22 protein-coding genes are annotated in these 21,219 nt (G+C 66.0%); 17 read left to right on the plus strand and 5 right to left on the minus strand.

Annotated features, from left to right (window positions below):
• The first annotated feature begins 43 nt into the window (after positions 1 to 43).
• The 4 genes from aceA to ABZW74_RS09475 all read left to right on the plus strand — a co-directional run bounded on the left by aceA (position 44) and on the right by ABZW74_RS09475 (position 4,697).
• Positions 44 to 1,339, plus strand: a complete 1,296-nt coding sequence (gene aceA, locus ABZW74_RS09460; RefSeq protein ID WP_240859749.1) for an isocitrate lyase — start codon at positions 44 to 46, stop codon at positions 1,337 to 1,339.
• Positions 1,340 to 1,579: 240 nt separating this feature from the next.
• Entirely contained in the window at positions 1,580 to 2,443 is an 864-nt protein-coding gene (locus tag ABZW74_RS09465) for a 3-hydroxybutyryl-CoA dehydrogenase (RefSeq protein WP_355275819.1), read from the plus strand.
• A gap of 218 nt (positions 2,444 to 2,661) precedes the next feature.
• Complete coding sequence (locus tag ABZW74_RS09470; protein ID WP_355275821.1) at positions 2,662 to 3,408, plus strand: heparin-binding hemagglutinin; 747 nt, start codon at positions 2,662 to 2,664, stop codon at positions 3,406 to 3,408.
• A gap of 110 nt (positions 3,409 to 3,518) precedes the next feature.
• Positions 3,519 to 4,697 (plus strand): benzoate/H(+) symporter BenE family transporter, encoded by a 1,179-nt coding sequence (locus ABZW74_RS09475; protein WP_355275823.1) that lies wholly within the window; start codon positions 3,519 to 3,521, stop codon positions 4,695 to 4,697.
• Positions 4,698 to 4,730: 33 nt separating this feature from the next.
• Here the strand turns inward: ABZW74_RS09475 and ABZW74_RS09480 are convergent, their stop codons facing one another.
• The 3 genes from ABZW74_RS09480 to ABZW74_RS09490 are packed head-to-tail and all read right to left on the minus strand — an operon-like array spanning position 4,731 to position 7,338.
• Positions 4,731 to 5,597, minus strand: coding sequence for a PPK2 family polyphosphate kinase (locus ABZW74_RS09480; protein WP_355275825.1), 867 nt, complete (start codon positions 5,595 to 5,597; stop codon positions 4,731 to 4,733).
• Positions 5,594 to 6,529, minus strand: a complete 936-nt coding sequence (locus ABZW74_RS09485; RefSeq protein WP_355275827.1) for an SDR family NAD(P)-dependent oxidoreductase — start codon at positions 6,527 to 6,529, stop codon at positions 5,594 to 5,596. The genes ABZW74_RS09480 and ABZW74_RS09485 overlap by 4 nt, the downstream gene beginning before the upstream one ends.
• Positions 6,526 to 7,338 (minus strand): TetR/AcrR family transcriptional regulator, encoded by an 813-nt coding sequence (locus ABZW74_RS09490; RefSeq protein ID WP_240859737.1) that lies wholly within the window; start codon positions 7,336 to 7,338, stop codon positions 6,526 to 6,528. The genes ABZW74_RS09485 and ABZW74_RS09490 overlap by 4 nt, the downstream gene beginning before the upstream one ends.
• A gap of 115 nt (positions 7,339 to 7,453) precedes the next feature.
• Here ABZW74_RS09490 and ABZW74_RS09495 point away from each other — a divergent pair, with 115 nt between their 5' ends.
• From ABZW74_RS09495 to ABZW74_RS09520, 6 genes are all read left to right on the plus strand, one after another.
• Positions 7,454 to 8,791 (plus strand): DUF445 family protein, encoded by a 1,338-nt coding sequence (locus tag ABZW74_RS09495; protein ID WP_240859736.1) that lies wholly within the window; start codon positions 7,454 to 7,456, stop codon positions 8,789 to 8,791.
• 173 nt (positions 8,792 to 8,964) lie between these two features.
• Positions 8,965 to 9,492, plus strand: a complete 528-nt coding sequence (locus tag ABZW74_RS09500) for a helix-turn-helix transcriptional regulator (protein WP_355275830.1) — start codon at positions 8,965 to 8,967, stop codon at positions 9,490 to 9,492.
• Positions 9,493 to 9,552: 60 nt separating this feature from the next.
• Entirely contained in the window at positions 9,553 to 10,605 is a 1,053-nt protein-coding gene (locus tag ABZW74_RS09505) for a histone H1-like repetitive region-containing protein (RefSeq protein ID WP_355275832.1), read from the plus strand.
• Between the two features lie 74 nt (positions 10,606 to 10,679).
• Complete coding sequence (locus tag ABZW74_RS09510; protein ID WP_355275834.1) at positions 10,680 to 10,991, plus strand: DUF2516 family protein; 312 nt, start codon at positions 10,680 to 10,682, stop codon at positions 10,989 to 10,991.
• A 27-nt stretch (positions 10,992 to 11,018) separates the two neighbouring features.
• Positions 11,019 to 11,768, plus strand: a complete 750-nt coding sequence (locus ABZW74_RS09515; RefSeq protein ID WP_240859732.1) for a MerR family transcriptional regulator — start codon at positions 11,019 to 11,021, stop codon at positions 11,766 to 11,768.
• 144 nt (positions 11,769 to 11,912) lie between these two features.
• Entirely contained in the window at positions 11,913 to 12,983 is a 1,071-nt protein-coding gene (locus ABZW74_RS09520; protein ID WP_355275836.1) for an alpha/beta hydrolase, read from the plus strand.
• Positions 12,984 to 13,014: 31 nt separating this feature from the next.
• On the opposite strand, the gene ABZW74_RS09525 is transcribed toward ABZW74_RS09520, so the two are convergent.
• Positions 13,015 to 14,103: a UDP-N-acetylmuramate dehydrogenase gene (locus ABZW74_RS09525; RefSeq protein WP_355275851.1), complete on the minus strand. Its 1,089-nt coding sequence runs from the start codon at positions 14,101 to 14,103 to the stop codon at positions 13,015 to 13,017.
• 104 nt (positions 14,104 to 14,207) lie between these two features.
• Here ABZW74_RS09525 and ABZW74_RS09530 point away from each other — a divergent pair, with 104 nt between their 5' ends.
• From ABZW74_RS09530 to ABZW74_RS09555, 6 genes are all read left to right on the plus strand, one after another.
• Complete coding sequence (locus tag ABZW74_RS09530) at positions 14,208 to 14,708, plus strand: DUF2505 domain-containing protein (RefSeq protein ID WP_240859729.1); 501 nt, start codon at positions 14,208 to 14,210, stop codon at positions 14,706 to 14,708.
• Between the two features lie 10 nt (positions 14,709 to 14,718).
• The gene (locus ABZW74_RS09535; protein WP_355275838.1) at positions 14,719 to 15,228 is read left to right on the plus strand and encodes a DUF2505 domain-containing protein; all 510 of its coding nucleotides are present in this window, start codon (positions 14,719 to 14,721) and stop codon (positions 15,226 to 15,228) included.
• Positions 15,229 to 15,326: 98 nt separating this feature from the next.
• On the plus strand, positions 15,327 to 16,031 hold the full coding sequence (locus tag ABZW74_RS09540; protein ID WP_355275840.1) for a class I SAM-dependent methyltransferase: 705 nt from the start codon (positions 15,327 to 15,329) through the stop codon (positions 16,029 to 16,031).
• A 10-nt stretch (positions 16,032 to 16,041) separates the two neighbouring features.
• Positions 16,042 to 16,890, plus strand: a complete 849-nt coding sequence (locus ABZW74_RS09545; RefSeq protein WP_355275842.1) for a carbon-nitrogen hydrolase family protein — start codon at positions 16,042 to 16,044, stop codon at positions 16,888 to 16,890.
• 25 nt (positions 16,891 to 16,915) lie between these two features.
• Positions 16,916 to 18,187, plus strand: coding sequence for a hypothetical protein (locus tag ABZW74_RS09550; RefSeq protein ID WP_355275844.1), 1,272 nt, complete (start codon positions 16,916 to 16,918; stop codon positions 18,185 to 18,187).
• Positions 18,188 to 18,281: 94 nt separating this feature from the next.
• Complete coding sequence (locus ABZW74_RS09555) at positions 18,282 to 19,073, plus strand: DUF1542 domain-containing protein (protein ID WP_240859722.1); 792 nt, start codon at positions 18,282 to 18,284, stop codon at positions 19,071 to 19,073.
• Positions 19,074 to 19,406: 333 nt separating this feature from the next.
• Here the strand turns inward: ABZW74_RS09555 and purU are convergent, their stop codons facing one another.
• Positions 19,407 to 20,288, minus strand: coding sequence for a formyltetrahydrofolate deformylase (gene purU / locus ABZW74_RS09560; RefSeq protein ID WP_240859720.1), 882 nt, complete (start codon positions 20,286 to 20,288; stop codon positions 19,407 to 19,409).
• A gap of 27 nt (positions 20,289 to 20,315) precedes the next feature.
• Between purU and deoC the strand changes: the two genes are divergently transcribed.
• Positions 20,316 to 20,993: a deoxyribose-phosphate aldolase gene (gene deoC / locus ABZW74_RS09565; RefSeq protein ID WP_240859717.1), complete on the plus strand. Its 678-nt coding sequence runs from the start codon at positions 20,316 to 20,318 to the stop codon at positions 20,991 to 20,993.
• Positions 20,994 to 21,219: the final 226 nt, after the last annotated feature.

Below are 21,219 nucleotides of genomic sequence, written 5' to 3' on the forward strand. Positions count from 1 at the left end.
CGAACCGGTCGGGAGGAGCAGGACAACGAAAGCGAAGTAGGCAATGAGCAACGTCGGAAAGCCCCGCACCGCCGCGGAGATCCAGCAGGACTGGGACAGCAACCCGCGCTGGGACAACGTCAAGCGTGACTACACCGCCGAGCAGGTGGCGCAGCTCCAGGGTTCGGTCGTCGAGGAGAACACCCTCGCCCGCCGTGGCGCCGAGATCCTGTGGGAAGGCGTGAACCAGAAGGACGGCAGCTACATCAACGCGCTCGGCGCGCTGACCGGTAACCAGGCCGTCCAGCAGGTCCGTGCAGGCCTCAAGGCCGTCTACCTCTCGGGCTGGCAGGTCGCCGGTGACGCCAACCTCTCCGGCCACACCTACCCCGACCAGTCGCTCTACCCGGCCAACTCGGTCCCGAACGTGGTGCGTCGCATCAACAACGCGCTCCTGCGCGCCGACGAGATCTCGCGCGTCGAGGGTGACGACTCCGTCGACAACTGGCTCGTGCCGATCGTCGCCGACGGTGAAGCCGGCTTCGGTGGCGCCCTCAACGTCTACGAACTGCAGAAGGCCATGATCGCCGCGGGTGCCGCCGGTACCCACTGGGAAGATCAGCTCGCGTCGGAGAAGAAGTGCGGCCACCTCGGTGGCAAGGTGCTCATCCCGACCCAGCAGCACGTCCGCACCCTGAACTCGGCCCGCTTGGCCGCCGACGTCGCCGGTGTCCCCACCGTCGTCATCGCGCGCACCGACGCCGAGGCCGCCACCCTCATCACCTCCGATGTGGACGAGCGCGACAAGCCGTTCATCACCGGTGAGCGCACCGCCGAGGGCTACTACAACGTCAAGAACGGCATCGAGCCGTGCATCGCGCGTGCGAAGTCATACGCTCCGTACGCCGACATGATCTGGATGGAGACCGGCACCCCCGATCTCGAGCTCGCCCGCAAGTTCGCCGAGGCCGTCAAGTCCGAGTTCCCGGACCAGCTGCTGTCCTACAACTGCAGCCCGTCCTTCAACTGGAGCAAGCACCTCGACGACAGCACCATCGCCAAGTTCCAGAACGAGCTCGGCGCCATGGGCTTCACCTTCCAGTTCATCACCCTGGCCGGCTTCCACTCGCTCAACTACGGCATGTTCGACCTCGCCTACGGTTACGCACGCGAGCAGATGAGCGCGTTCGTCGACCTGCAGAACCGCGAGTTCAAGGCCGCCGAAGAGCGTGGCTTCACCGCCGTCAAGCACCAGCGTGAGGTCGGCGCCGGCTACTTCGACAGCATCGCCACCACCGTGGACCCCAACACCTCGACTGCAGCTCTGAAGGGCTCCACCGAAGAAGGCCAGTTCCACTAGAACTGGACCGCCTCCATTCCGCCTCTCCGGGATTTTGGCGAACTAGTCAGGCGGCTCGCGGCTTGCGCTGCGGACTAGTCCGCCTCTCCGGGGCTCTTGCGAACCAGTCAGGCGGCCCGCGACTACCGTTGCGGGCCGCCTGTCGGTTTGTTGAGGGCTTTGTTCGTACCCGGGGAGTTACCCATGTACTTGCGAGATCAGTTGTTGCGTTTGGTCTTTGGTTGCTGTTAGGAGTTCCTGGTGGTTAGTCACGGGATCACGCGGGTGGGTGTGGTCGGTGCGGGGCAGATGGGTGCGGGGATCGCCGAGGTCTGCGCGCGTGCGAACACCGACGTGCTGGTCTTCGAATCCACTCGTGAGCTCGCCGCGGCCGGACGGACGCGGGTGCTGCGCTCGCTCGACAGGGGAGTCTCGAGCGGCAAACTCACCGAACGGGAGCGCGAGCAGGCTGCGCTGCGACTCCGATTCACCTCGGATCTCGGCGAGTTCGCCGACCGTCAACTCGTGTGCGAGGCCGTCGTCGAAGACGAGGACGTCAAGGCAGAGCTGTTCGCGCAACTCGACAAGGTCGTCACCGACCCGGAGGCGGTACTCGCCTCCAACACGTCGTCGATCCCGATCATGAAGCTGGGCATGGCAACTCAAGATGCCGGACGCGTCGTCGGGTTGCACTTCTTCAACCCGGTGCCGGTCCTCCCGCTCGTCGAACTGGTCACGACGCTCGCCACCGCCCCCGAGGTCGGCGATCGTGCCGAGGCCTTTGCCCACGACGTGCTGGGCAAACAGGTGGTGCGATCGGCAGACCGATCGGGTTTCGTCGTCAACGCATTGCTCGTGCCATATCTGCTGTCGGCGATTCGCATGGTGGAGAGCGGATTTGCGACAGTCGAGGACATCGACAAGGCGATGGTGCTCGGCTGTGCCCATCCGATGGGGCCGCTCAAGCTCGCCGACCTGGTCGGCCTCGACACGGTGAAGGCGATCGCCGACAAGATGTACGAAGAATTCAAAGAGCCCCTGTACTCGCCGCCGCCGGTATTGCTTCGCATGGTCGAGGCCGGGCGGCTGGGCAAAAAGGCCGGTCGGGGCTTCTACCAGTACTGATACGCCTTCGATGCCGTGAGCTACACCACACTGCTAGCAGATTGCTTGCATTTGCTAGCGCGGCGTGGATACTGGGTAGTGGAAGCACCAATACCGAGAGCGCCGCGGGTTCACCCCCCTGACGATGGCAATCTCCCTTCCCCGGCATTGACGCCGGAGTGTGACGAGACTGCCACTGCCGCAGCGTGATTGGTGACCATAATCAAAGGAGTCCACCAATGACCACCGCAGAGCGTACCTACGCAAACCCCCTCTATGCTGCCGTTGGTGCAGGCGATTACGCCTACCAGCAGGTGACCGAAGCGCTGACCGACCTGCGTGAACGCACCGAGTCGGCCGCCGAGACCGCTCAGGCGCGTCTCGAAGCCCGCTACGAAGAGGCCAAGACCCGTTTCACCGCGCTGCCCGAGACTGCGCAGGCCCGGTTCGAGGAGACCAAGACCCGCGTCGAGGGCCTCCCAGAAGAGGTTCCCGCGACCGTCGAGGAGTTCCGCGCCAAGCTGACCGTCGATGAGCTGCGCAAGTACGCAGATCCCTACGTGGACAAGGCAACCGAGTTCTACAACTCGCTCGCCGAGCGTGGCGAGGCAGCCGTCGAGAAGTTGCGCACCCGCCCCGTGGTGCAGGAGAACCTGACCCGCGCGGAGAAGGCCTACAACGACGCCGTCGACCTCACCGAGGACGCGCTGGGCGTTGTCTCGAGCCAGACTCGTCTCGTCGGTGACCGTGCTGCCAAGATCGCCGGCCGCGTGAGCGGCAAGGTCGAAGACGCCGCAGTCGCCATCGAGGAAGCCGGTGCAACCCTGAAGTCCGAGGCCGACGATGTCGCCGAGGAGATCAGCGGCGCCGCCGGAACCGTCGAGGCCAAGGGCCGTACCGCCAACGCCTCGCCCGCGAAGAAGATCGCGGCTGCGAAGAAGGCACCGGCCAAGAAGGCTCCCGCCAAGAAGGCCCCGGCCAAGTAAGACCCCGGCCAAGTAAGACTCACAACTTCAGAAGCCAACGGCCCCTGCGGTGTTCACCGCGGGGGCCGTTGCCTTTCGGCTTCGGTGCCGACGCACCCTATGCTGACCGCATGACCACATCCACGCCTTCGTCGCTCAGCGAACCCATCGTCGCGGGTGTGGTCACCGCGCTCGTCGGCTTCACCTCATCGTTCGCCGTCGTGGTGGCCGGTCTGCGGGCAGTCGGAGCAGATCCGGTCGAGGCGGCATCCGGGCTGCTCGCCCTCACTGTGACCTTCGGGATCGGGACGGCCCTGCTGTGCGTGGTCTATCGCCGGCCGATCACCCTGGCGTGGTCGACTCCCGGAGCGGCGATGCTCGCGTCGATGGGGGCGTCGTATCACGGCGGCTGGTCGGCGGCAGTGGGAGCGTTCGTCGTCGTCGGATTGCTGATCGTGGCCACTGGCCTGGTTCCGGCGCTCGGCGAGTTGATCGGTCGCATCCCCACGCCGATCGCCCAGGCGATGCTCGCCGGTGTGCTCCTCACGTTGTGCCTCGCTCCGATGAAATCTCTTGTGCTGGAGCCTGTTCTGACCATACCGATACTTCTGGTGTGGCTCGCCGCGACCCGATGGGTGCCGCGGTGGGCGTTGCCGCTGACTCTGGCGACCGCACTCCTCGTGATTGCCGTCTACTTGCTGATTCATGGGTACGACGACGCCGGTCAGACATCGTGGTGGCCCCAACTGGCATGGACCACACCGTCGTTCGATCTTTCGGCGATCGTAGGGATCGCGGTGCCGTTGTACATCGTCACCATGGCGTCCCAGAACGTGCCCGGGGTGGCCGTACTGAAGTCCTTCGGGTACGAAACGCCCTGGCGGGCAGCGATGCTCGTGACCGGAGCAACCACCCTCGTCAGTGCGCCCTTCGGTGGACATGCCAACAACCTCGCCGCCCTGTCGGCCGCGTTGGCCGCCGGGGAGGAAGCGGGCGCCGATCGGTCGAGGCGATGGATCGCGGGCGTGTCGGGCGGAATCAGCTACCTCGTCCTGGCGGTGCTGTCGGGAACGCTGGTCACGATAGCCACCATCGCGCCGGCCGGACTGCTGGAGGCGGTGGCCGGACTGGCGCTGTTGATGACCTTCGCGAACGCACTGCTCGGAGCGCTGGGTCACGTCGAGTACCGGATCCCCGCGGCCCTCACATTTGTCACGGCGGCCGCGGGCGTCACCTTCGGCGGGATCGGTGCCGCGTTCTGGGCGCTGGTGGTCGGGCTGATCGCGCACTTCGGGCTACGACGATCGTGATGTTGCCGGCGTCCACCACCTCTGCGCTGCCACTCAGTCGAGCGCGGCAACCCGCTTGCGTTCGGTCTCGACGTCGAAATCGGCTTTGGGCCAATCGAGATCGAGTCCCTGGAGTGCACCGACGAGGAGTTCGCACACGGCGAGCCGTGCAAACCACTTCTTGTTCGCCGGGATGAGATGCCAAGGGGCGGAGTCGTTGTCGGTCAGGTCGAAAATCGCCTGATACGCCTGCAGGTACTGGTCCCAGAAGCCTCGTTCGTCGATGTCGCCCGGGTTGTACTTCCAGTACTTGTCGGGGCGATTGAGTCTCTCGGTCAGCCGCACCTTCTGTTCGTCCTTGCTCACCACGAGACAGCACTTGATCACGGTGGTGCCCGTCTCCACGAGATCCCGCTCGAACTGGTTGATCATCTCGTAGCGCTTCTCCCATTCCGCTTGCGGCACAAGGTTGTGCACACGCACAGGCAGGACGTCCTCGTAGTGCGAGCGGTCGAAGATGCCGATCCGGCCCGCCGGTGGCAACGCCTTGTGGATCCGCCACAAGAAGTCGTGTTCGAGTTCCTCCGGGGTGGGTTTGCCGAAGCCGCGGATGACCAGACCCTGCGGGTCGAGGAGGCCACCCACGTGGCGCACGATGCCGCCCTTGCCTGCCGTGTCCATGCCCTGCAGAACGAGCAGCACCGACCGATTGTCACCGGATCGTCCATTGGCGTACAACAATTCCTGCAGGTCGGCGAGGACTTCACCACGTTCGACGAGGAGTTGCTCGCCAAGAGTCTTGTCGCCGGTGAAACCCGGCGTCGACTCCGGGTCGAAGGAGGCGATCGGGCCGAGCGAGCTGACCCGCAGCGCCTCCGACGCGGGCGTCGACCAACCGGTCTTGTTGTGGTTCTTGCTCATTGGACCTCTTCTCCAGTGATGTGGTCTCGACTCGCCGCCTCGCCCAGGGGCTCGGTGGCGGCTCCGCCGGATCGAGCCGACACCGAGCGGAGCGAGGAGTCGTGTCGAGATCGACCAGCGTGATGACCAGCGGGTGTTGAGGAAGACGCCGTCGGCGGGAACATCGGCCCACCACCGAACGCCGCGCGATGGGAGTCCGGTGGCGTCCCGTCGTTGTTGACGATGCCGTAGCCGGCTCCGAGTTCGGCGGTCACCAGGGTGTGGCCGTTGTATCCGCACAGTTGCGGATCGCGTGCGAGCGCGGCGATGACGCGGCCGACGAACTCGGGATCCTCGGCACGGTCCAGTGAGAAGCCGGCGAACTCGTCCACCCCGAGCGACAGCAGCAGCTCGGTGCGAATCAGGCCGAGCCACAACGACACTGCGGTGACGCCGGTGCCGGCGAGTTCGGTCCCCATGTCGTAGGCCATCTTGTCCAAGGCGCTCTTGCTCATGCCGTACAGCACCGAGTGCAGGTGTCCGCGGGAACCGAACGACGAGATATTGGCGATGAGGCCGGAACCGGCGGCGGTCATCATCGCCGCCGCGTGCACCGACGCGACGTAGTGCGCGCGCAGGCCGACCCCGATCAGCGTGTCCCAGTCGTTCACCGGGCGCTCCCAGAACCGGTCGGAGAATCCGCCGAAACCGCGCGGGGCCGCCCAGGCGTTGTTCACCAGCAGATCCAGGCGGCCGTGGTCGGCGGCGATCCGGCCGAAGACCTCGGCGACCGCGTCGTCGTCGGTGTGGTCGCAGCCCACGGCGATGGCACCGTCGGGTCCCGCGCCCTTGCGGGAGGTGACGTAGGTGGTCCAACCGTCGGCGATCAGAGCGCGTGCGACTCCGTGGCCGACGCCGCGGCTGGCACCCGTAACCAATGCCACTGGACTCACGCCTGCCTCCTCGCTTCGGTGTCCGGCGTCTCGCCGATCGGTGGGTCGGGCAGCGGCGGGGGAGATGCGACGAACTCTTCCCGCGAACCATTGACCGCCGCGATCCCGACGATTGCGCTCCACGCCATCATCGTCAGGTAGTCGATGACGGCCTCGACGTCCATCGTGCGATCCGCCATCCACCAGTCGACGACGCGCTGGATGCCGCCGACCAGCACATTCGACCAGACCACGGCACCGTCGGTGTCGGCAGCTCGCTCGGTCATCCGCATGACGATGGTCGCCGACAGCAACTGCGCGACCAACTTCTCGGATTCGGCGGGAGCCGGCGACGAGGTCGGTGAACTCGCCAGCGCGAACTTGTACAGGTTCGGTTCGTCGGCGACAGCGTGGACATAGACGGCGATGACGGTGCGGGTCAGCGTGTACTCGTCGACGTCGTCGTGAATGGCCTCGATCAGACGCGGTAGGAGCACGGTCTCGAAGAACCGGACGGTCGTCGCCACGCCCAGATCGCTCTTGTCGGCGAAATAGCGGTACAGGACTGTCTTGGAGACGCCGATGTGGCCGGCGATCTCGTCCATCCCGACGTCCGGCCCGAGCTCACGGACCGCGTCGATGACGCCGTCGGTCAGTTCGGATCGTCGGGCCTGCTTGTGCTTCTCCCAGCGCTGGCGTCGTCCGTCGGGTTTGGTCCCGTTCTCGCTGACGGTGCTCAGCAGCGCTTGCTCGAGGCCCCGGGTGACACTGGCCGCCGCCGTCAGCGCGGCGCGCGCGGCCGCCGCGGGTTTGGGACGGGTGGGCTTCATGGGGCAAGCGTAATTGACGTCGCATTCACCGAGGTACGCGATGAAGGTCTCGAACCGGCCTGTTCGACGGCGTCGGAGCATGTGCAGGCTCGCCGCGACGGGTAAGACTGGATTCATGTCTTCCACAGTGGTCCCGGAAGTGCGGGACGAACCCGGGAGGCCGGCACCGCGATCGGCACCCGGCTTTGCCGGTGATGGTGCCGGCGACGCTCGCCGGCGTCGAGACCTACGCAAGATGAAGGTGGTCGCGACCAGCTTCCTCGTGTTCGCGGCGATCGTCTACCTGTTCGCCCGCTACCTCGAACACCGCGACGGCGCGGACGTGGCCGCGTGGGTCGGGTATGTGCGGGCCGCGGCCGAGGCCGGCATGGTCGGCGCCCTCGCCGACTGGTTTGCGGTGACCGCGCTGTTCCGGCATCCGTTGGGCCTGCCGATTCCGCACACCGCATTGATCCGCAAGAAGAAGGACGACATCGGCGACCAGCTCGGCGAGTTCATCGAAGACAACTTCATGACGCCGGAGGTGGTGGTCCACCGCGCCGAACAGCTGGACCTGCCGCGTCGTCTGTCGACGTGGCTCGCCGATCCGCGCAACGCCCCCCGGGTGTCCGACGAGGCCGCGCGGCTGATCCAGCTGGCGTCGGAGATGCTGCGCGACGAGGACGTCGAACAGCTCATCCAGGCGGCGCTGAAGTGGGCTGCCGAGCCGGAGTGGGCGCCGCCGACCGGTCGCATCCTGGAGCAACTGATCGCCGAGGATCGTCTGGACCCGGTGTTCCAGTTGCTGTGCGACCGCGCGCACGAGTGGGCGCTGGGCAGCCAGGACCTCATCGACCGCGTGGTCGACAAGGACGGTCCGTCGTGGACACCGAAGTTCGTCAACAACTTCGTCGGCGACAAGATCTACCGCGAACTCGTCGACTTCACCTACAAGGTCCGCACCGACCCCAATCACGAGCTTCGTCGGTCGATGCACGAGTTCGTCGAGCAGTTCTCCCAGGATCTGCAGCACGACCCGGACATGATCGCGAAGTTCGAAGGCATCAAGCAGGAGCTCGTGGGGCGCGACGAGGTGACCGGAGCCGCGTCGACCGCGTGGAAGACGGGCAAGGCCGTGATCGAGCAGATGCTGGCCGACCCCAACAGTACGTTGCGAAACACGTTGTCGGACTCCATTATTCGGCTGGCGGTCCGGATTCGCGACGACCGTCCGCTGCAGGAGAAGATGAATGGATGGGTGGCCCGGGTGGCCCATCACGTCGCTGCGAACTATTCGCAGGAGATCATCTCGGTGATCACCGAGACCGTCCGCGGGTGGGATGCCGACGACACGAGCCGCAAGATCGAGTTGCAGGTCGGACGGGATCTGCAGTTCATCCGGATCAACGGCACGGTGGTCGGTTCGTTGGCAGGACTCGCGATCTATACGGTGTCGGTGCTGATCTTCCATTGATCCAAGCATTTCGCGCCGGCCAGGAATCGAGTTGAGTTGGAGAACGCGAGTGCTGCAGCACTCTCGTTCTCCAACTCGGCTCCGGTTGTCGCGGGTGCCATGCGAGCAGGCGTCTCGTCCTCTCCTCGCGGGTTAGCGCTCTGCTTGCTTCTGCTAGCACGCGAGGTCGATACTTGGCAGGACAGGTGATCGACGACGATGGGAACACGATGCACGCGGAGCAGCCCGAGGAGCCTGCACCCCAGCCGGACCCAGCCGGGGTGACTGCAGCCGGGGTGACTGCAGACGGGGTGACTGCAGACGGGGCCGATGCCACCGACGACGACGGCGCGTCGAATGCGGTTGAGGCAGTGGCCAATGCGGCTCAGGACATCGGTGCGTTCATCCGTTCGCAGCGTGTGGCGGCGGAGGTGTCACTGCGTCAGCTCGCCGAACGTGCCGGGGTGAGCAATCCGTATCTGAGTCAGATCGAGCGCGGACTTCGTAAGCCGTCGGCGGACGTGCTCGCTCAAATCGCCAAGGGGCTGCGCGTTTCTGCCGAGGTCCTCTACGTGCGGGCGGGGATTCTCGAGGAACGTCCGGCGAGTCCGGTGCGCGACGCGTTGATCGCCGACGACTCGATCAACGAGCGGCAGAAGCAGATGTTGTTGGAGATCTACGACTCTTTCCGAAAGGAGAACGCAGCAGACGGCAACTCGTGATCTCCTGAACACGAACGTCCTTTCCCTGTCGCAATCTCCACCCTGCAAGGAGCTACCGATATGACCGACAATCCGTTGGCGACCGCCGTCGCCCAGGTGTCCGCTCTGCTCGCGGAAGCGCGCGAGCGTGGTGAGGCGGCCGGCGAGCAAGCCCAGTCGAAGCTTGCTGAGACTGTCGGAAGTACCCAGTCGAAGCTTGCTGAGACTGTTGAGACCACGCAGGCCAAGTTGGTCGAGACAGTGGAGACCACGCAGGCGAAGCTGACCGAGAAGGTTGAAAACACCCAGTCGAAGCTTGCTGAGACTGTCGAAAACACCCAGGCGAAGATCACCGGGTCTCGGGACGATGCTCAGGCCCGGATCGACGATGCGCTCGCGACGGCGTTGGCGTTGTTCGATGAGGCCAAGACCAAGTTGTCGTCGTTGCCGATCGAGGTGCCGCCGGAACTGGAGGAGTTGCGGACGCGGTTTTCGTCGGACGAGTTGCGCAAGGTCGCCGAGGCGTATCTGGCGGTTGCGGCCGGGTTGTTGACGTCGTTGTCGGAGCGCAGCGAAGAGGTTGTCGAGAAGCTGAAGTCGCAGCCGGTGGTCGAGGCGAATCTGCCGAAGCTGGAGAAGGTGTACAGCGACGCCGTCGGGCTCACCGAGGACGCATTGGGAGTGGTGTCGGCGCAGACGCGTCTGGTCGGAGAGCGCGCCGCGAAACTGACGGGTGGGTCGTCGAGCTCTCCCGCACAGAAGAGTCCCGCCAAGAAGGCTCCCGCCAAGAAGGCTCCCGCCAAGAAGGCGGTCGCGAAGAAGACCCCAGCGAAGAAGGCAGCTCCGACGAAGCCGGCGGCGACGAAGGCCGCACCTGCACAGAAGGCGCCTGCGAAGAAGGCGGCAGCAAAGCAAGCTCCGGCAAAGAAGGCGCCTGCAAAGAAAGCTCCGGCAAAGAAGGCCCCCGCCAGGAAGGCAGCTGCGAAGAAGGCCGAGTCGGTGAAGGCGCCCGCGAAGAAGGCTGCAGCGAAGAAGGCTGCCGCGAAGAAGACCGCAGCGAAGAACACCGCAGCCAAGAAAGTGGCAGGGAAGAAGGCGCCGGCCAAGAAAGCGGGCGGGCGCACCGCCGGCTGACATCGTCGCGACCCCGGGGCGGCTTGCCGAGTCACAATCGGCGGTCGATTCGTCGGGGCTACTACAGTGATGGCGTGGATTTCTTCTCAGTCATGTCCGCCGGACAGAACCTGATCCTGTGGGCGTTGACCGTCGTCGCGGGTGTGGCGTCGTTGATCGCCCTCATTCACGCAGCGATCCAGCGCAAAGATGCCTTCCCCGCGGTCGATCGGCAGTCGAAGGTCATCTGGGTGGCATTGCTGGCCGGTGCGACGCTGTTCATCTGGTTCTTCCAGGCGCCGTCGCTGCTGTACCTGGTCGGCGTTGTCGCCATGCTCGTGTACATCGTCGACGTGCGACCGCGAGTCGACGCGATCCAAGGCAAGTCGTGGTTCAAGAAGGCGTGATCACCGCTGCAGAGAGGCGCTGACGTCGTGGCCGAGTATCGGATCAACGAACTGGCCGAGGCGTCGGGCGTGAGCGTCCGCAACATCCGCGTCTACCAGGACCGAGGATTGCTGCCCGCACCGATCATTCGGGGTCGGGTCGGCTGGTACTCCGACGAACACCTCGTCCGGCTCAATCTGATCTCACGGATGCTCGAACGCGGCTACACGTTCGCGACGATCAGCGAACTCCTGCACGCCGCTCACCATGGGATGCGCGTGGAGCAAGTGCTCCGCGGAACCCCGAAGACCGGGCGGTTCCGCAACTTCAAGCGCGCTGCGACGATCACCATCACCGAGTTACGCAAGACCCTCAACGCGAGCGACCGGTCGATCGCACTCAGCCAGAAACTCGGCTTGCTCGCCAAGGACGGCGCGCACTATGCGATCAAGAACCCGGAACTGCTCGAGGGCGCCGAGGTGCTGGTGAAGAGCGGCATCGACATCGACGTACTGCTCGACCGCTGGGTGCGCGTCCAGGGCGACCTCGAAGACGTCGCACAGAGCTTTGTCTCCATCATCACCGACCGGTACTTCGACGAGAACCTGCCCGACCTCGGTGAGGCCGGCGTCAGCAGAATGGCCGAACTGATCCAGACGGTGCGGCCGATGGCCCACGAGATCGTCGAGACCACCTTCCGCAAGGCGCTCGACGAGCAGATCTCGAAGGCGATCGGCGAGGCCGCGACCTACTTCGATGCTGCCCAGGAAACCCCCGCAGAGCCGGACCGGCCTTGAGGTTGCCATCGCGCTCGGAAACCGAGCGCGATGGCAACCTCGTCGACGGACGCCCAGCAGCCCATCGCATACGACAATGAGCATTGGTACATTGGAGGCCGATGCACGTGGGCAGCGACGCCGGACGTGAGTAGGGAGTGTGCGGTGAAGAAGAGTTCAACGGCCGCGGTTGTTGGTGCGGCGCTCGGCGCGGGTGTTGTCGGACTCGGTGTGGGCACCATCTTCGCCGGCATCGCACGCGATGCCTTTCGCGCGGAACCGGCTGTCGACGACGGTCCCGACGACCTGCTCAGGGCGCCCAGCACCTCACCGACGCGTCCGTTGGTGCACACCGCGGACCGCACGCGGCTCAACGTCGAGGTGCATGGCCCGTCGATCGACGATCACGACCACGACGTCCTCGTGATGGTGCACGGCTGGACCTGCAACACCGCGTATTGGTACCCGCAGATCAACGCGTTGGCCGGGGATCGGACCGTGGTTGCCTACGATCAGCGTGGACACGGCACCAGTGAGCGTGGTCGGCGGCGGCCGACCGTCGCGATGCTGGGTGAGGACCTCGACGCGGTGCTCGACGCGGTGGTCCCCGAGGGTCGACGAGCGGTTCTGGTCGGACACAGCATGGGCGGCATGACCATCATGTCGTGGGCGGCCCAGTTCCCCGACCGGGTCGCCGACCGCGTGTCCGGGGTCGCGCTGACCTCGACCGCCGCCAAGGCCGTGCTCCAGAATCACGCGCTCGTCCCGGTGAACCTGCCGCGCTACACACGGCCGTTCGAGGCGACCGTGGGCAAACTGTTCACCTCGACGCCGGTGCCGATTCCGAAGACCCCCTACGGTGGTCGGCTGTCGCACTACATCGCCCTGGGCCCCAACGCACGCAAGTCGCATGTGGACTTCGTGGACGAGATGATCGGCGCCTGCCCTCCGCGGTCCCGGGCCGGATGGGGTGCCGCGATGGGCAAGCTCGACGTGACCGCCGGGTTGGAGGCGCTCTCGGTCCCGACCACGGTCATCGTCGGCACCGACGACCGGCTGACCCCGCCCGCGCATGCCGAACAGATGGCAGAGGTGTTGCGGCGCAACGGAAACCTACGCGACCTCGTGGTCTACGACGGTGTCGGGCACATGTCGAGCATCGAGGCCGCCGAGCGGTTCAACGAGCTGCTGGGTGAGATCCTCGCGGACGTGGGGAAGCAGCGGGTCGAGGTCTGATCTGAAGGGAGCCGGCGGGTAGGTGGCGGCGCTACAGCTCGCAGTTGACCAGCACGGGTTCCGGGCGCAACGTCACGCCGAAGGCGTCGTGGACCCCGTCGCGGACGTCGCGTGCGAGGGCAAGGAGTTCGTCGGTGGTGGCGTCGCCCCGATTGGTCAGTGCCAGAGTGTGTTTCGTGGACAAGCGCACCGGGGAGTCGGGTCCCGGGTAGCCGCGGGCGAAGCCGGCCCGCTCGATGAGCCAGCCGGCCGAGAGCTTGATGCCGACCGAGGAGTCCGCTGCGTCGGCCGGGTACGACGGCACGCTGATGTCGGCGCCGAGCACCTCGGTGATCCGACGCACGGCCTTTGCTGCCTCCTCGGCGTCGAGGATGGGATTGGTGAAAAACGAACCGGCACTCCAGGTGTCGTGGTCGTCGGCGTCGAGGACCATGCCCTTGGCGCGCCGCAGCCCGACCACCTGCTCGCGTGCCGCAGCGGCGTCGACCCGTTCGCCGGGCTCGACCCCGAGCAGCGTCGACAGTTCGCGGTAGCGGATGGGCTGGCTGAGTCGATTCTCGTTGAGCCAGAACGAGACTGCGACGACGACGAAGTCGTCACGATGCTTCAGATTGCTGGTCCGGTAGCCCAGTCCGAGTTCGGCTGGCGCAACCCAGCGGAGTCCGCCCGAGCGGCGGTCGAGCACCTGCACCTCGCGCAACACATCCGACACCTCGACGCCGTAGGCCCCGACATTCTGTACCGGTGTCGCACCAGCCGCGCCGGGGATGCCCGACAGGCATTCCAGCCCGCCGAACCCGGCATCGAGCGTGGCTGCCACAAGGTCGTCCCAGGTCACGCCGGCGTCGGCGGTCACGTGGCTGCGGCCGGATTCACGGCCGGTGCCGAATTCGATCTTCTCGCTGCCGATCACCACGGCGGTGCCGTCGAACCCCTCGTCGGCGATGACGAGGTTGGAGCCGCCGCCGATGATCAGGACGGGTTCGGCCTGCCGGTCGAGGTCGATGACGGTCTCCACGACGCCGCGTGTGTCCGGACAGCGGACCAGGTCGCGGGCGGGACCGCCGAGACGCAGAGTGGTCAGGTCGGCCAGCGGGGCGGCGTGGCGGATGTCGGTCACGCCCCAACGGTAGCTGTCTGCGTCCTCGGTAGTGGTCTGGGTCATCGGTTGCTGTTGGACGTGCTCGGTCACCCGGTCGCGTCCAACCGGGTAGCGTTGCGCCCATGTCGAGCAAGCTGCAGCATTCGGTCTCCTATCCCTTTTCCACGCAGCGGTTGTGGGAGATCGTGTCCACCGAGCAGTACTGGCACGACCTGGTCGCGCGCATCAATTCCAGCCACGGCCGGGTCGACTCCTTCACCCTCGACGGCGACACGGTGGTGGTCGAGATGCATCAGGGTGTGCCGGCCGACAAGCTGCCGTCGAGCGTTACCAAGATCAAGCCCGGCGACATGGAGATCCCGCGTCGCAACACCTATCGGTTGGTGGGTGACAAGGTCGACGGTGAGATCAGTGCGACCGTCGACGGCGCGCCGGTGAAGATCCGCGGGACGGTCGTGACCACGGGCGATCCGGCCCGAACCGACTACACCGCCGACGTCGCCGTGAGCATTCCGCTGCTCGGCGGGAAGATCGAGAAGTCGGTTATCGGTCAATTGATCGACTTGCTTGACGCCGAACACGGGCACACCGTCGATTGGGAGCAGGAGAATCGCCTGACGTAGCCTGGTGCCTATGGCACGACGGCTCAGCTATTCCGCACGTTACAAGCACCCTGCGGAGAAGCTCTATCAGGCGCAGAGCACCCGCCAGTATTGGGACGACATGATGGCGGGGTTCCAGATGATCTCCCCGCACTGCGAGGTCGCATCCTTCACGTCCGACGAGACCGGGCTGCGCGCAACTCTGAAGCAGACGATCGGACGCGACCAGCTCCCGGCGCTGGCGCAGACGGTGTTGATGAAGGACATGGTCATCACCCGTGAGGAGTCCTTCGGTCCGTACGACCCGGACAACACCAAGGGCACCTACAACGCGTCGATCCCGGCCGGACCGGGCAGCCTCAACGGTTGGCAGGAGCTGTTCCCCACCGACACCGGCTGCACGATCCGCAAGACCACCGAGGTCAAGGTCTTCATCCCGTTCGTCAACGCCAAGCTCGAGCAGATGATGCTGGTGAACCTCGTCGACCTGTTCCGGGCCGAGGCGGAGTACGCCAAGGACTGGATCGACAAGAACTTGTGACGTCGGGCGGGTCCCGAACAGGCCCGAACTCGCCGCATCACGGCAGAATCACCCGCGGCACCACCAACATCAATCGCCTGCGGCGCGTCGACCGGTGGATGGCGCACGAACCGCGAGTCCTGGCTGCGCTGTCGAGGTCGACGCCACTCGTCGTCGACCTCGGCTACGGCGCGCGTCCCGACACCACCCTCGAGATGGCTTCCCGTCTGCGGACCGTCGCACCCACGGTTCAGGTCGTGGGGTTGGAGATCGATCCGGAGCGGGTTGTCGAATCCCGCGACGGTGTCCGTTTTGCCGTCGGCGGATTCGAACTGGCCGGTCTGCGGCCCGACGTCGTCCGCGCGTTCAACGTCCTGCGTCAGTACGACGAAGACGAGGTCGCGGCGGCGTGGACGCAGATGCGGGCCGCACTTGCCCCGACCGGTGTCATCGTCGAGGGCACGTGCGACGAGATCGGCCGACGCTGTGCCTGGGTACTGCTCGACGCCGACGGTCCGGTCAGCCTGACGCTGAGCTGGGCGCCCGAGCACACCGACCGCCCGTCGGAGATGGCCGAACGCCTCCCCAAGGCCCTCATTCACCGCAATGTGCCGGGCGAGCCGATCCACCGGCTGCTCACCGTCGCCGACCAGTGCTGGGACATCGCGGCACCGCACGCGCCCTACGGGCCGCGAGCCCGGTGGCGGGCGGCGCTGGGGCTGCTCAGACAGCGTGGCGTCGACTGCGTGGTCCCGCGTGGCCGGTCCGTCGACAACATCCTGTCGGTTCCTTGGAGTCTGGTTGCCCCACTGCGCTCCCGTTAGGGTGGCCGGTATGCGTGTGGCGATGGCCCAGATCAGTTCCGACGACGACCCGGCGGCAAACTTGTCGACGGTGGTTGCCGGGATTCGCGACGCGGCCGCGCAGGGCGCCGACCTGGTGGTCTTCCCCGAAGCCGCGATGTGCCGGTTCGGGGTGCCGCTGAAACCGATCGCCCAGCCGATCGACGGGCCGTGGGCCGACGCCGTGGTGGCAGCCGCCGTCGAGTCCGGGATCACCGCGGTGGCCGGCATGTTCACCCCCGCCGACGACGGTCGGGTCTACAACACGCTGCTGATCGCGCAGCCCGACGGCACCCGGGTCGGCTACGACAAGCTCCATCTCTACGACGCCTTCGGCTTCCAGGAGTCGCGGACGGTCGCACCTGGCACGACACCGGTGACCTTCGACGTCGGCGGCACGACGGTCGGCGTTGCCACCTGCTACGACGTGAGATTTCCGGGGTTGTTCAGCGGGCTCGCGCGTCTGGGCGCCGACGTCATCGTCGTGCCGACATCATGGGGTGCGGGCCCGGGAAAGCGTCACCAATGGGAGGTTCTGGTAACGGCTAGGGCGCTGGATTCGACGTCATTCGTGGTGGGTGTCGGACAGGCGGTACCTGCCGATCCCGACGTGGCCGACTCCGGTGCACCCACCGGAATAGGGCACAGCCAAATCACAGATCCCTTCGGTACGGTGGTCGCCGCGTACGACGAGAGCGTCAAGCTCGACGTTCATGAGCTCGACCTGGCCCTGGTGGAGAAGGCCCGCAAGCAATTGGCCGTTCTCGCCAACGAGATTCACCTTCCCACCGCGTTGACACCCCATCGCATTGACACCGAGAACCCCGACGGGCGGGCGTGAAGCCCACCCACCGAGGACGGAATCCATGACTGACGACAACACCGATCGACCGTCGCCCGCCGAACCGGCATCGCCCGGGTCCGGCGGCGAACACGACGCGCCGACCACCGAGCAGCCCACTGCGGACACTCCTGCGGACACCACGTCTGCGGAAACCACGTCGGGGGCCGGGACGACGATCGGGCCCTCCATGCGCAACGACGATTCCCCCGCGACGGAACAGTTCGAGAGGGCGTCGACAGCGCCCTCTCCACGCGCCTACTCCAGCGTGGCGGGCTCTCCAGCCGTCGGCTCGAGTACCGCCCAGTTCGAGACCGGCGCCAACCCGGCCGATGACTTCGGACCGATCCCGCCGGCGTCCGGTCCGCAACCGGCCGTCACTCCGGCAGGAGGGTCGCGCGCGGTTCGGTCGGCACCCGGCAGGAAGAAGCGCAGCGTGACGCAGATTGTCATCGCCTCCGTGGTTGCGGTGGTGCTCGTACTGGTCATCGCCGGCGTCGGTAGCGAACTGTATTTGCGGAATCGACTGACGAACTGTGTGTCGGACTCCATCAGCAAGTCGTCGGGATTCCCCGTCGAGGTGTCGTTGAGCAAGAAGCCGATCGTGTTGCAGTGGATCAGCGGCAAGGCGCCGTGGGCCGAGCTCCACGGCAGTGGCGACAACGGCGAGCTCATCGATGCCCGTGTCGAGAACGTCGCGACGTCCGGCGGTGACATCGGCAGCGTCGACGGGCGGATGAACATCAACGGCATCGCGCTCGACGGTCGGGCCGAGAACATCACCAACGACGGTTCGGACGCGGTACGGTTCGGCAGCCTCGATGCCACCGGAGCGGTCACCTTCGATCGCGTGGTCGCGGCGGGCAAGGAGCAGGGGAACGGCACCGATCCGAACGGTCAGCCCACCGGCATGGCCGGTGGCATCGAGAAGATCACCGGCAACCCGGCCGACCAGACCATCGAGGTGGTGTCGAACTTCCCGGCGCTGTTCATGATGATCCCGGTGATCACCGTCATCAAACCGATCCTGACCGACGGCAAGGTGACCTTCCAGGCCGTCAAGGTGACCGCCGACATCCCGATCCTGAGCAGCATCGCGATCCCGCCGAACTTCGCCCAGCAGATCATCGACCAGGTGACTCCGCAGATGTTCGGGTCATTCTTCAACGAGGTCACCATGACCAACCTCAAGGTGACCGCGACCGGTGTCGATTTCGCGCTGAACGGCAAGGACGTTCGGTTCGAGAAGACGATGATGGCGAATTCCAGCGAGTCGGTGGACTGCTCGATCGTCTGACGTCGCTCGGTTCGTCGGTACGCTGGAGCTGTCCGGTTTGTCGGGCCGTCGGCCCGCCTGATCGGGTCCGACCGCCGTCAACCCTGGAGTTTCGATGCCGACCCTCATCCTGATCATCGTCGTTGTTCTGATCGTGGTCGCGGTGGTCGTCGTCGCGCAGAATCGGTCGGGCACCAGCCGTGCCGAAGCGCTCGACGACGCCAAGGCCGACGCCCGACAGGCCATCGAGCGTCTCGGTGGTCAGGTCTACCTGCTGGTGGGGGATTCGCCCGCGTCCAAGGCGGCGCTCGCCGACGCCGCGGAACGGCACACTGCTGCGGGGTCGCAGATCGACCAGGCCGCGACGCCCGCGCAGGCGCGTCTGGCCAAGCAGACGGCCATCGAGGGGCTCTACTACATCCGCGCGGCGCGAACCGCGATGAACATGGATCCCGGTCCGCCCATCCCGGAGCTCGACGGTCAGAAGAGCGCGGGCGCGGTGACCGAGGACCGGTCCGTCGAATTCGAGGGCCGCGAGGTGGAGGCGTCGCCCACTCCGTCGTCGCGCACGCCGAACTACTATCCGGGCGGTCGGGTTGCCGGACGCCCCGTGCCCGCAGGCTGGTACTCCGAACCGTGGTGGAAACCCGCACTGGTGGCCGGCGCCTGGGGCGTCGGCTCGATGCTCCTGTTCTCGACGCTGTTCGCCGGAATGGCCGGAGTCAATTACGACGCAACGGCTTTCGAGAACGGCGCCGGTGATGGATCGGACGCGAGTGCGTTCGACGGGGGAGACATGGGCGGTGGTGATCCCAGCGGCGGCGATCCCGGCGACTTCGGTGGCGGCGACTTCGGAAGTGACTTCGGCGGTGGGGATTTCGGGGGCGGTGACTTCGGAGGCTTCTGACTTCTGATCCGAAAGTACTGCTTTCGGCCCCCTGAACTGCGGCAATCTGTACCTGGGAGCCCAGTTAAATGCACAGTGCACGTGGCCGGGCTCAGGCGTACAGACAACCGACCGGGGTGGTCGACGTGTTCCTGTGGCCTCACCGGCTCGCCGCAGCTTTTGTGTCCGAAACGGTCTTCCTGAGGTGTCTCCGAGGGCAATATGCCCTCGGAGACAGCTGACGCGGACCGTTCTGGACGGCTCAACTCTTCCCGCCTCCACGATCGTCGCGCAGGGCAAATCCGAGGAAAGGGTCAGGCAATTCGAAGAGTTCGGATGCCGAGGTCGTGGTCCTCAGTTGAACACCACGGTCTTGCGTCCGTGCACCAGGACGCGATCTTCGAGGTGCCAGCGCAATCCCCTTGAGAGAACCAGGGTTTCGATGTCACGACCCTGACGCACCATGTCGGAGACGCCGTCGCCGTGATCGACGCGGATGACATCCTGCTCGATGATCGGTCCGGCGTCGAGGTCGGCGGTCACGTAATGGCAGGTGGCGCCGATGAGCTTCACGCCGCGGGCGAAAGCCTGGTGATAGGGCCGTGCCCCAACGAAACTCGGCAAGAAGCTGTGGTGGATGTTGATCGCGCGGCCTGCCCAGGCGTCGCACAGCTGCGGCGGCAGGATCTGCATGAAGCGGGCGAGAACGATGGCGTCGGGCGAATAGCCATCGACGATGCGACCGACCTCGGCGAACGCGTCGGCCTTGCGGTCGGCGGCGAACGGGACGTGGTGGAAGGGGATGCCGAATCGCTCGGGCAGTTCCTGGAGGTCGCGGTGGTTGCCGATCACCGCGTCGATCGTGGCGGGCAACTCGCCGCGGTAGGAGCGACCCAAGAGGTCAGACAGGCAGTGGCTTTCCTTGCTGACGAGCAGCACCACCGATTTGCGATGCCCGGTGTCGGTCAGCTTCCAGTCCGTGTCGGCGCCGAGCTCGTCGGCGACCTCGGCGGCGAACCGCTCGCGAACCGCGTCGGCGTCGAGGTCGGTGGAGTCGGCGCGAACAGCCTGCCGGGTGAAGAACCAGCCCGTCTCGGCGTCCGAGTGGTAAGCCGCCTCGGTGATCCAGCCGCCGATGTCGGCGAGGAAGGTCGAGATTCGCGCCACGATGCCGGTGCGGTCCGGGCATCCGAGGGTCAGCACATAGCGGTCGTCGGACGAGGCAGATGGGGACACGCAGTTCAGTGTGCCAAGCTCGACGTTGTGACCAAAACCGACCTACGACGTGGTGACGTCGCCGCGATCATCGACCACACCCTGCTCAAGCCGGAGGCCACCCGCGCCGACGTCGAGGCGACCCTTGCCGAGGCGGCCGATCTGGGTGTTTACGCCGTTTGCCTGTCGCCGTCGATGCTGCCCGTCGACAGTGGTGCCCAGAAGCTGTGCGTGGTCGCGGGCTTTCCGTCCGGGAAGCATCACTCGCTGGTCAAGGCGTCGGAGGCGCGTCTCGCAGTCGACACCGGTGCCGAGGAGATCGACATGGTGATCGACGTCGGTGCCGCGGTCGCCGGCAACTACGACGAGGTCTTCAGCGACATCCTCACCGTGCGCGAGGCGATCGGCGACGGTCCATTGCTCAAGGTGATCATCGAGTCGGCGGTGCTGCTCGACCGCGTCGGCCCCGACGCCGTCACCCAGGTGTGCCTCCGCGCGGCGACCGCCGGGGCGTCATATGTGAAGACCTCGACCGGCTTTCACCCCGCTGGCGGCGCCACCGTCGAGGCCGTCCGGCTGATGCGCGACGCCGTCGGCGACACCGTCGGAGTCAAGGCCAGCGGCGGCATTCGCACGGCCGACTTCGCCGAAGAACTCATCGAGGCGGGCGCGAGCCGACTGGGGTTGTCGGCGTCGCGCGCGGTGCTCGACGGTTTTCCTGACTGAGGAGCTGGTCGCTGACATGGAGCGTCTCGAAGTCGACGAGCCTCGAAGCCGCTGCCGCCGAGAGCGTCGAGATCTCTGTCCACACCCCTCCGAGTCCGACAACAATTCTTGTCGTACCCCTCTGCGATAGGGGACACATGTTCGAACCGGGGCGGGACACCAGCGAGGCCACACTGGCCGACGCGGGTGAAACCGATCTGGCCACAGCAGCTTCGGCGTTCACGCA

Origin of the sequence: Gordonia sp. NPDC003585 (assembly GCF_040610755.1) — a bacterium.
Classification (GTDB): domain Bacteria; phylum Actinomycetota; class Actinomycetes; order Mycobacteriales; family Mycobacteriaceae; genus Gordonia.

Excerpts from the sequence above, each read along its gene's own strand:
- ABZW74_RS09550 (WP_355275844.1), top strand. The coding sequence starts at position 16,916 with ATGACTGACGACAACACCGATCGACCGTCGCCCGCCGAACCGGCATCG.
- ABZW74_RS09530 (WP_240859729.1), top strand. The coding sequence starts at position 14,208 with ATGTCGAGCAAGCTGCAGCATTCGGTCTCCTATCCCTTTTCCACGCAG.
- ABZW74_RS09505 (WP_355275832.1), top strand. The coding sequence starts at position 9,553 with ATGACCGACAATCCGTTGGCGACCGCCGTCGCCCAGGTGTCCGCTCTG.
- aceA (WP_240859749.1), top strand. The coding sequence starts at position 44 with ATGAGCAACGTCGGAAAGCCCCGCACCGCCGCGGAGATCCAGCAGGAC.
- ABZW74_RS09495 (WP_240859736.1), top strand. The coding sequence starts at position 7,454 with ATGTCTTCCACAGTGGTCCCGGAAGTGCGGGACGAACCCGGGAGGCCG.
- ABZW74_RS09490 (WP_240859737.1), bottom strand. The coding sequence starts at position 7,338 with ATGAAGCCCACCCGTCCCAAACCCGCGGCGGCCGCGCGCGCCGCGCTG.
- ABZW74_RS09475 (WP_355275823.1), top strand. The coding sequence starts at position 3,519 with ATGACCACATCCACGCCTTCGTCGCTCAGCGAACCCATCGTCGCGGGT.
- ABZW74_RS09470 (WP_355275821.1), top strand. The coding sequence starts at position 2,662 with ATGACCACCGCAGAGCGTACCTACGCAAACCCCCTCTATGCTGCCGTT.
- ABZW74_RS09555 (WP_240859722.1), top strand. The coding sequence starts at position 18,282 with ATGCCGACCCTCATCCTGATCATCGTCGTTGTTCTGATCGTGGTCGCG.
- ABZW74_RS09540 (WP_355275840.1), top strand. The coding sequence starts at position 15,327 with ATGGCGCACGAACCGCGAGTCCTGGCTGCGCTGTCGAGGTCGACGCCA.
- ABZW74_RS09535 (WP_355275838.1), top strand. The coding sequence starts at position 14,719 with ATGGCACGACGGCTCAGCTATTCCGCACGTTACAAGCACCCTGCGGAG.
- ABZW74_RS09480 (WP_355275825.1), bottom strand. The coding sequence starts at position 5,597 with ATGAGCAAGAACCACAACAAGACCGGTTGGTCGACGCCCGCGTCGGAG.
- ABZW74_RS09545 (WP_355275842.1), top strand. The coding sequence starts at position 16,042 with ATGCGTGTGGCGATGGCCCAGATCAGTTCCGACGACGACCCGGCGGCA.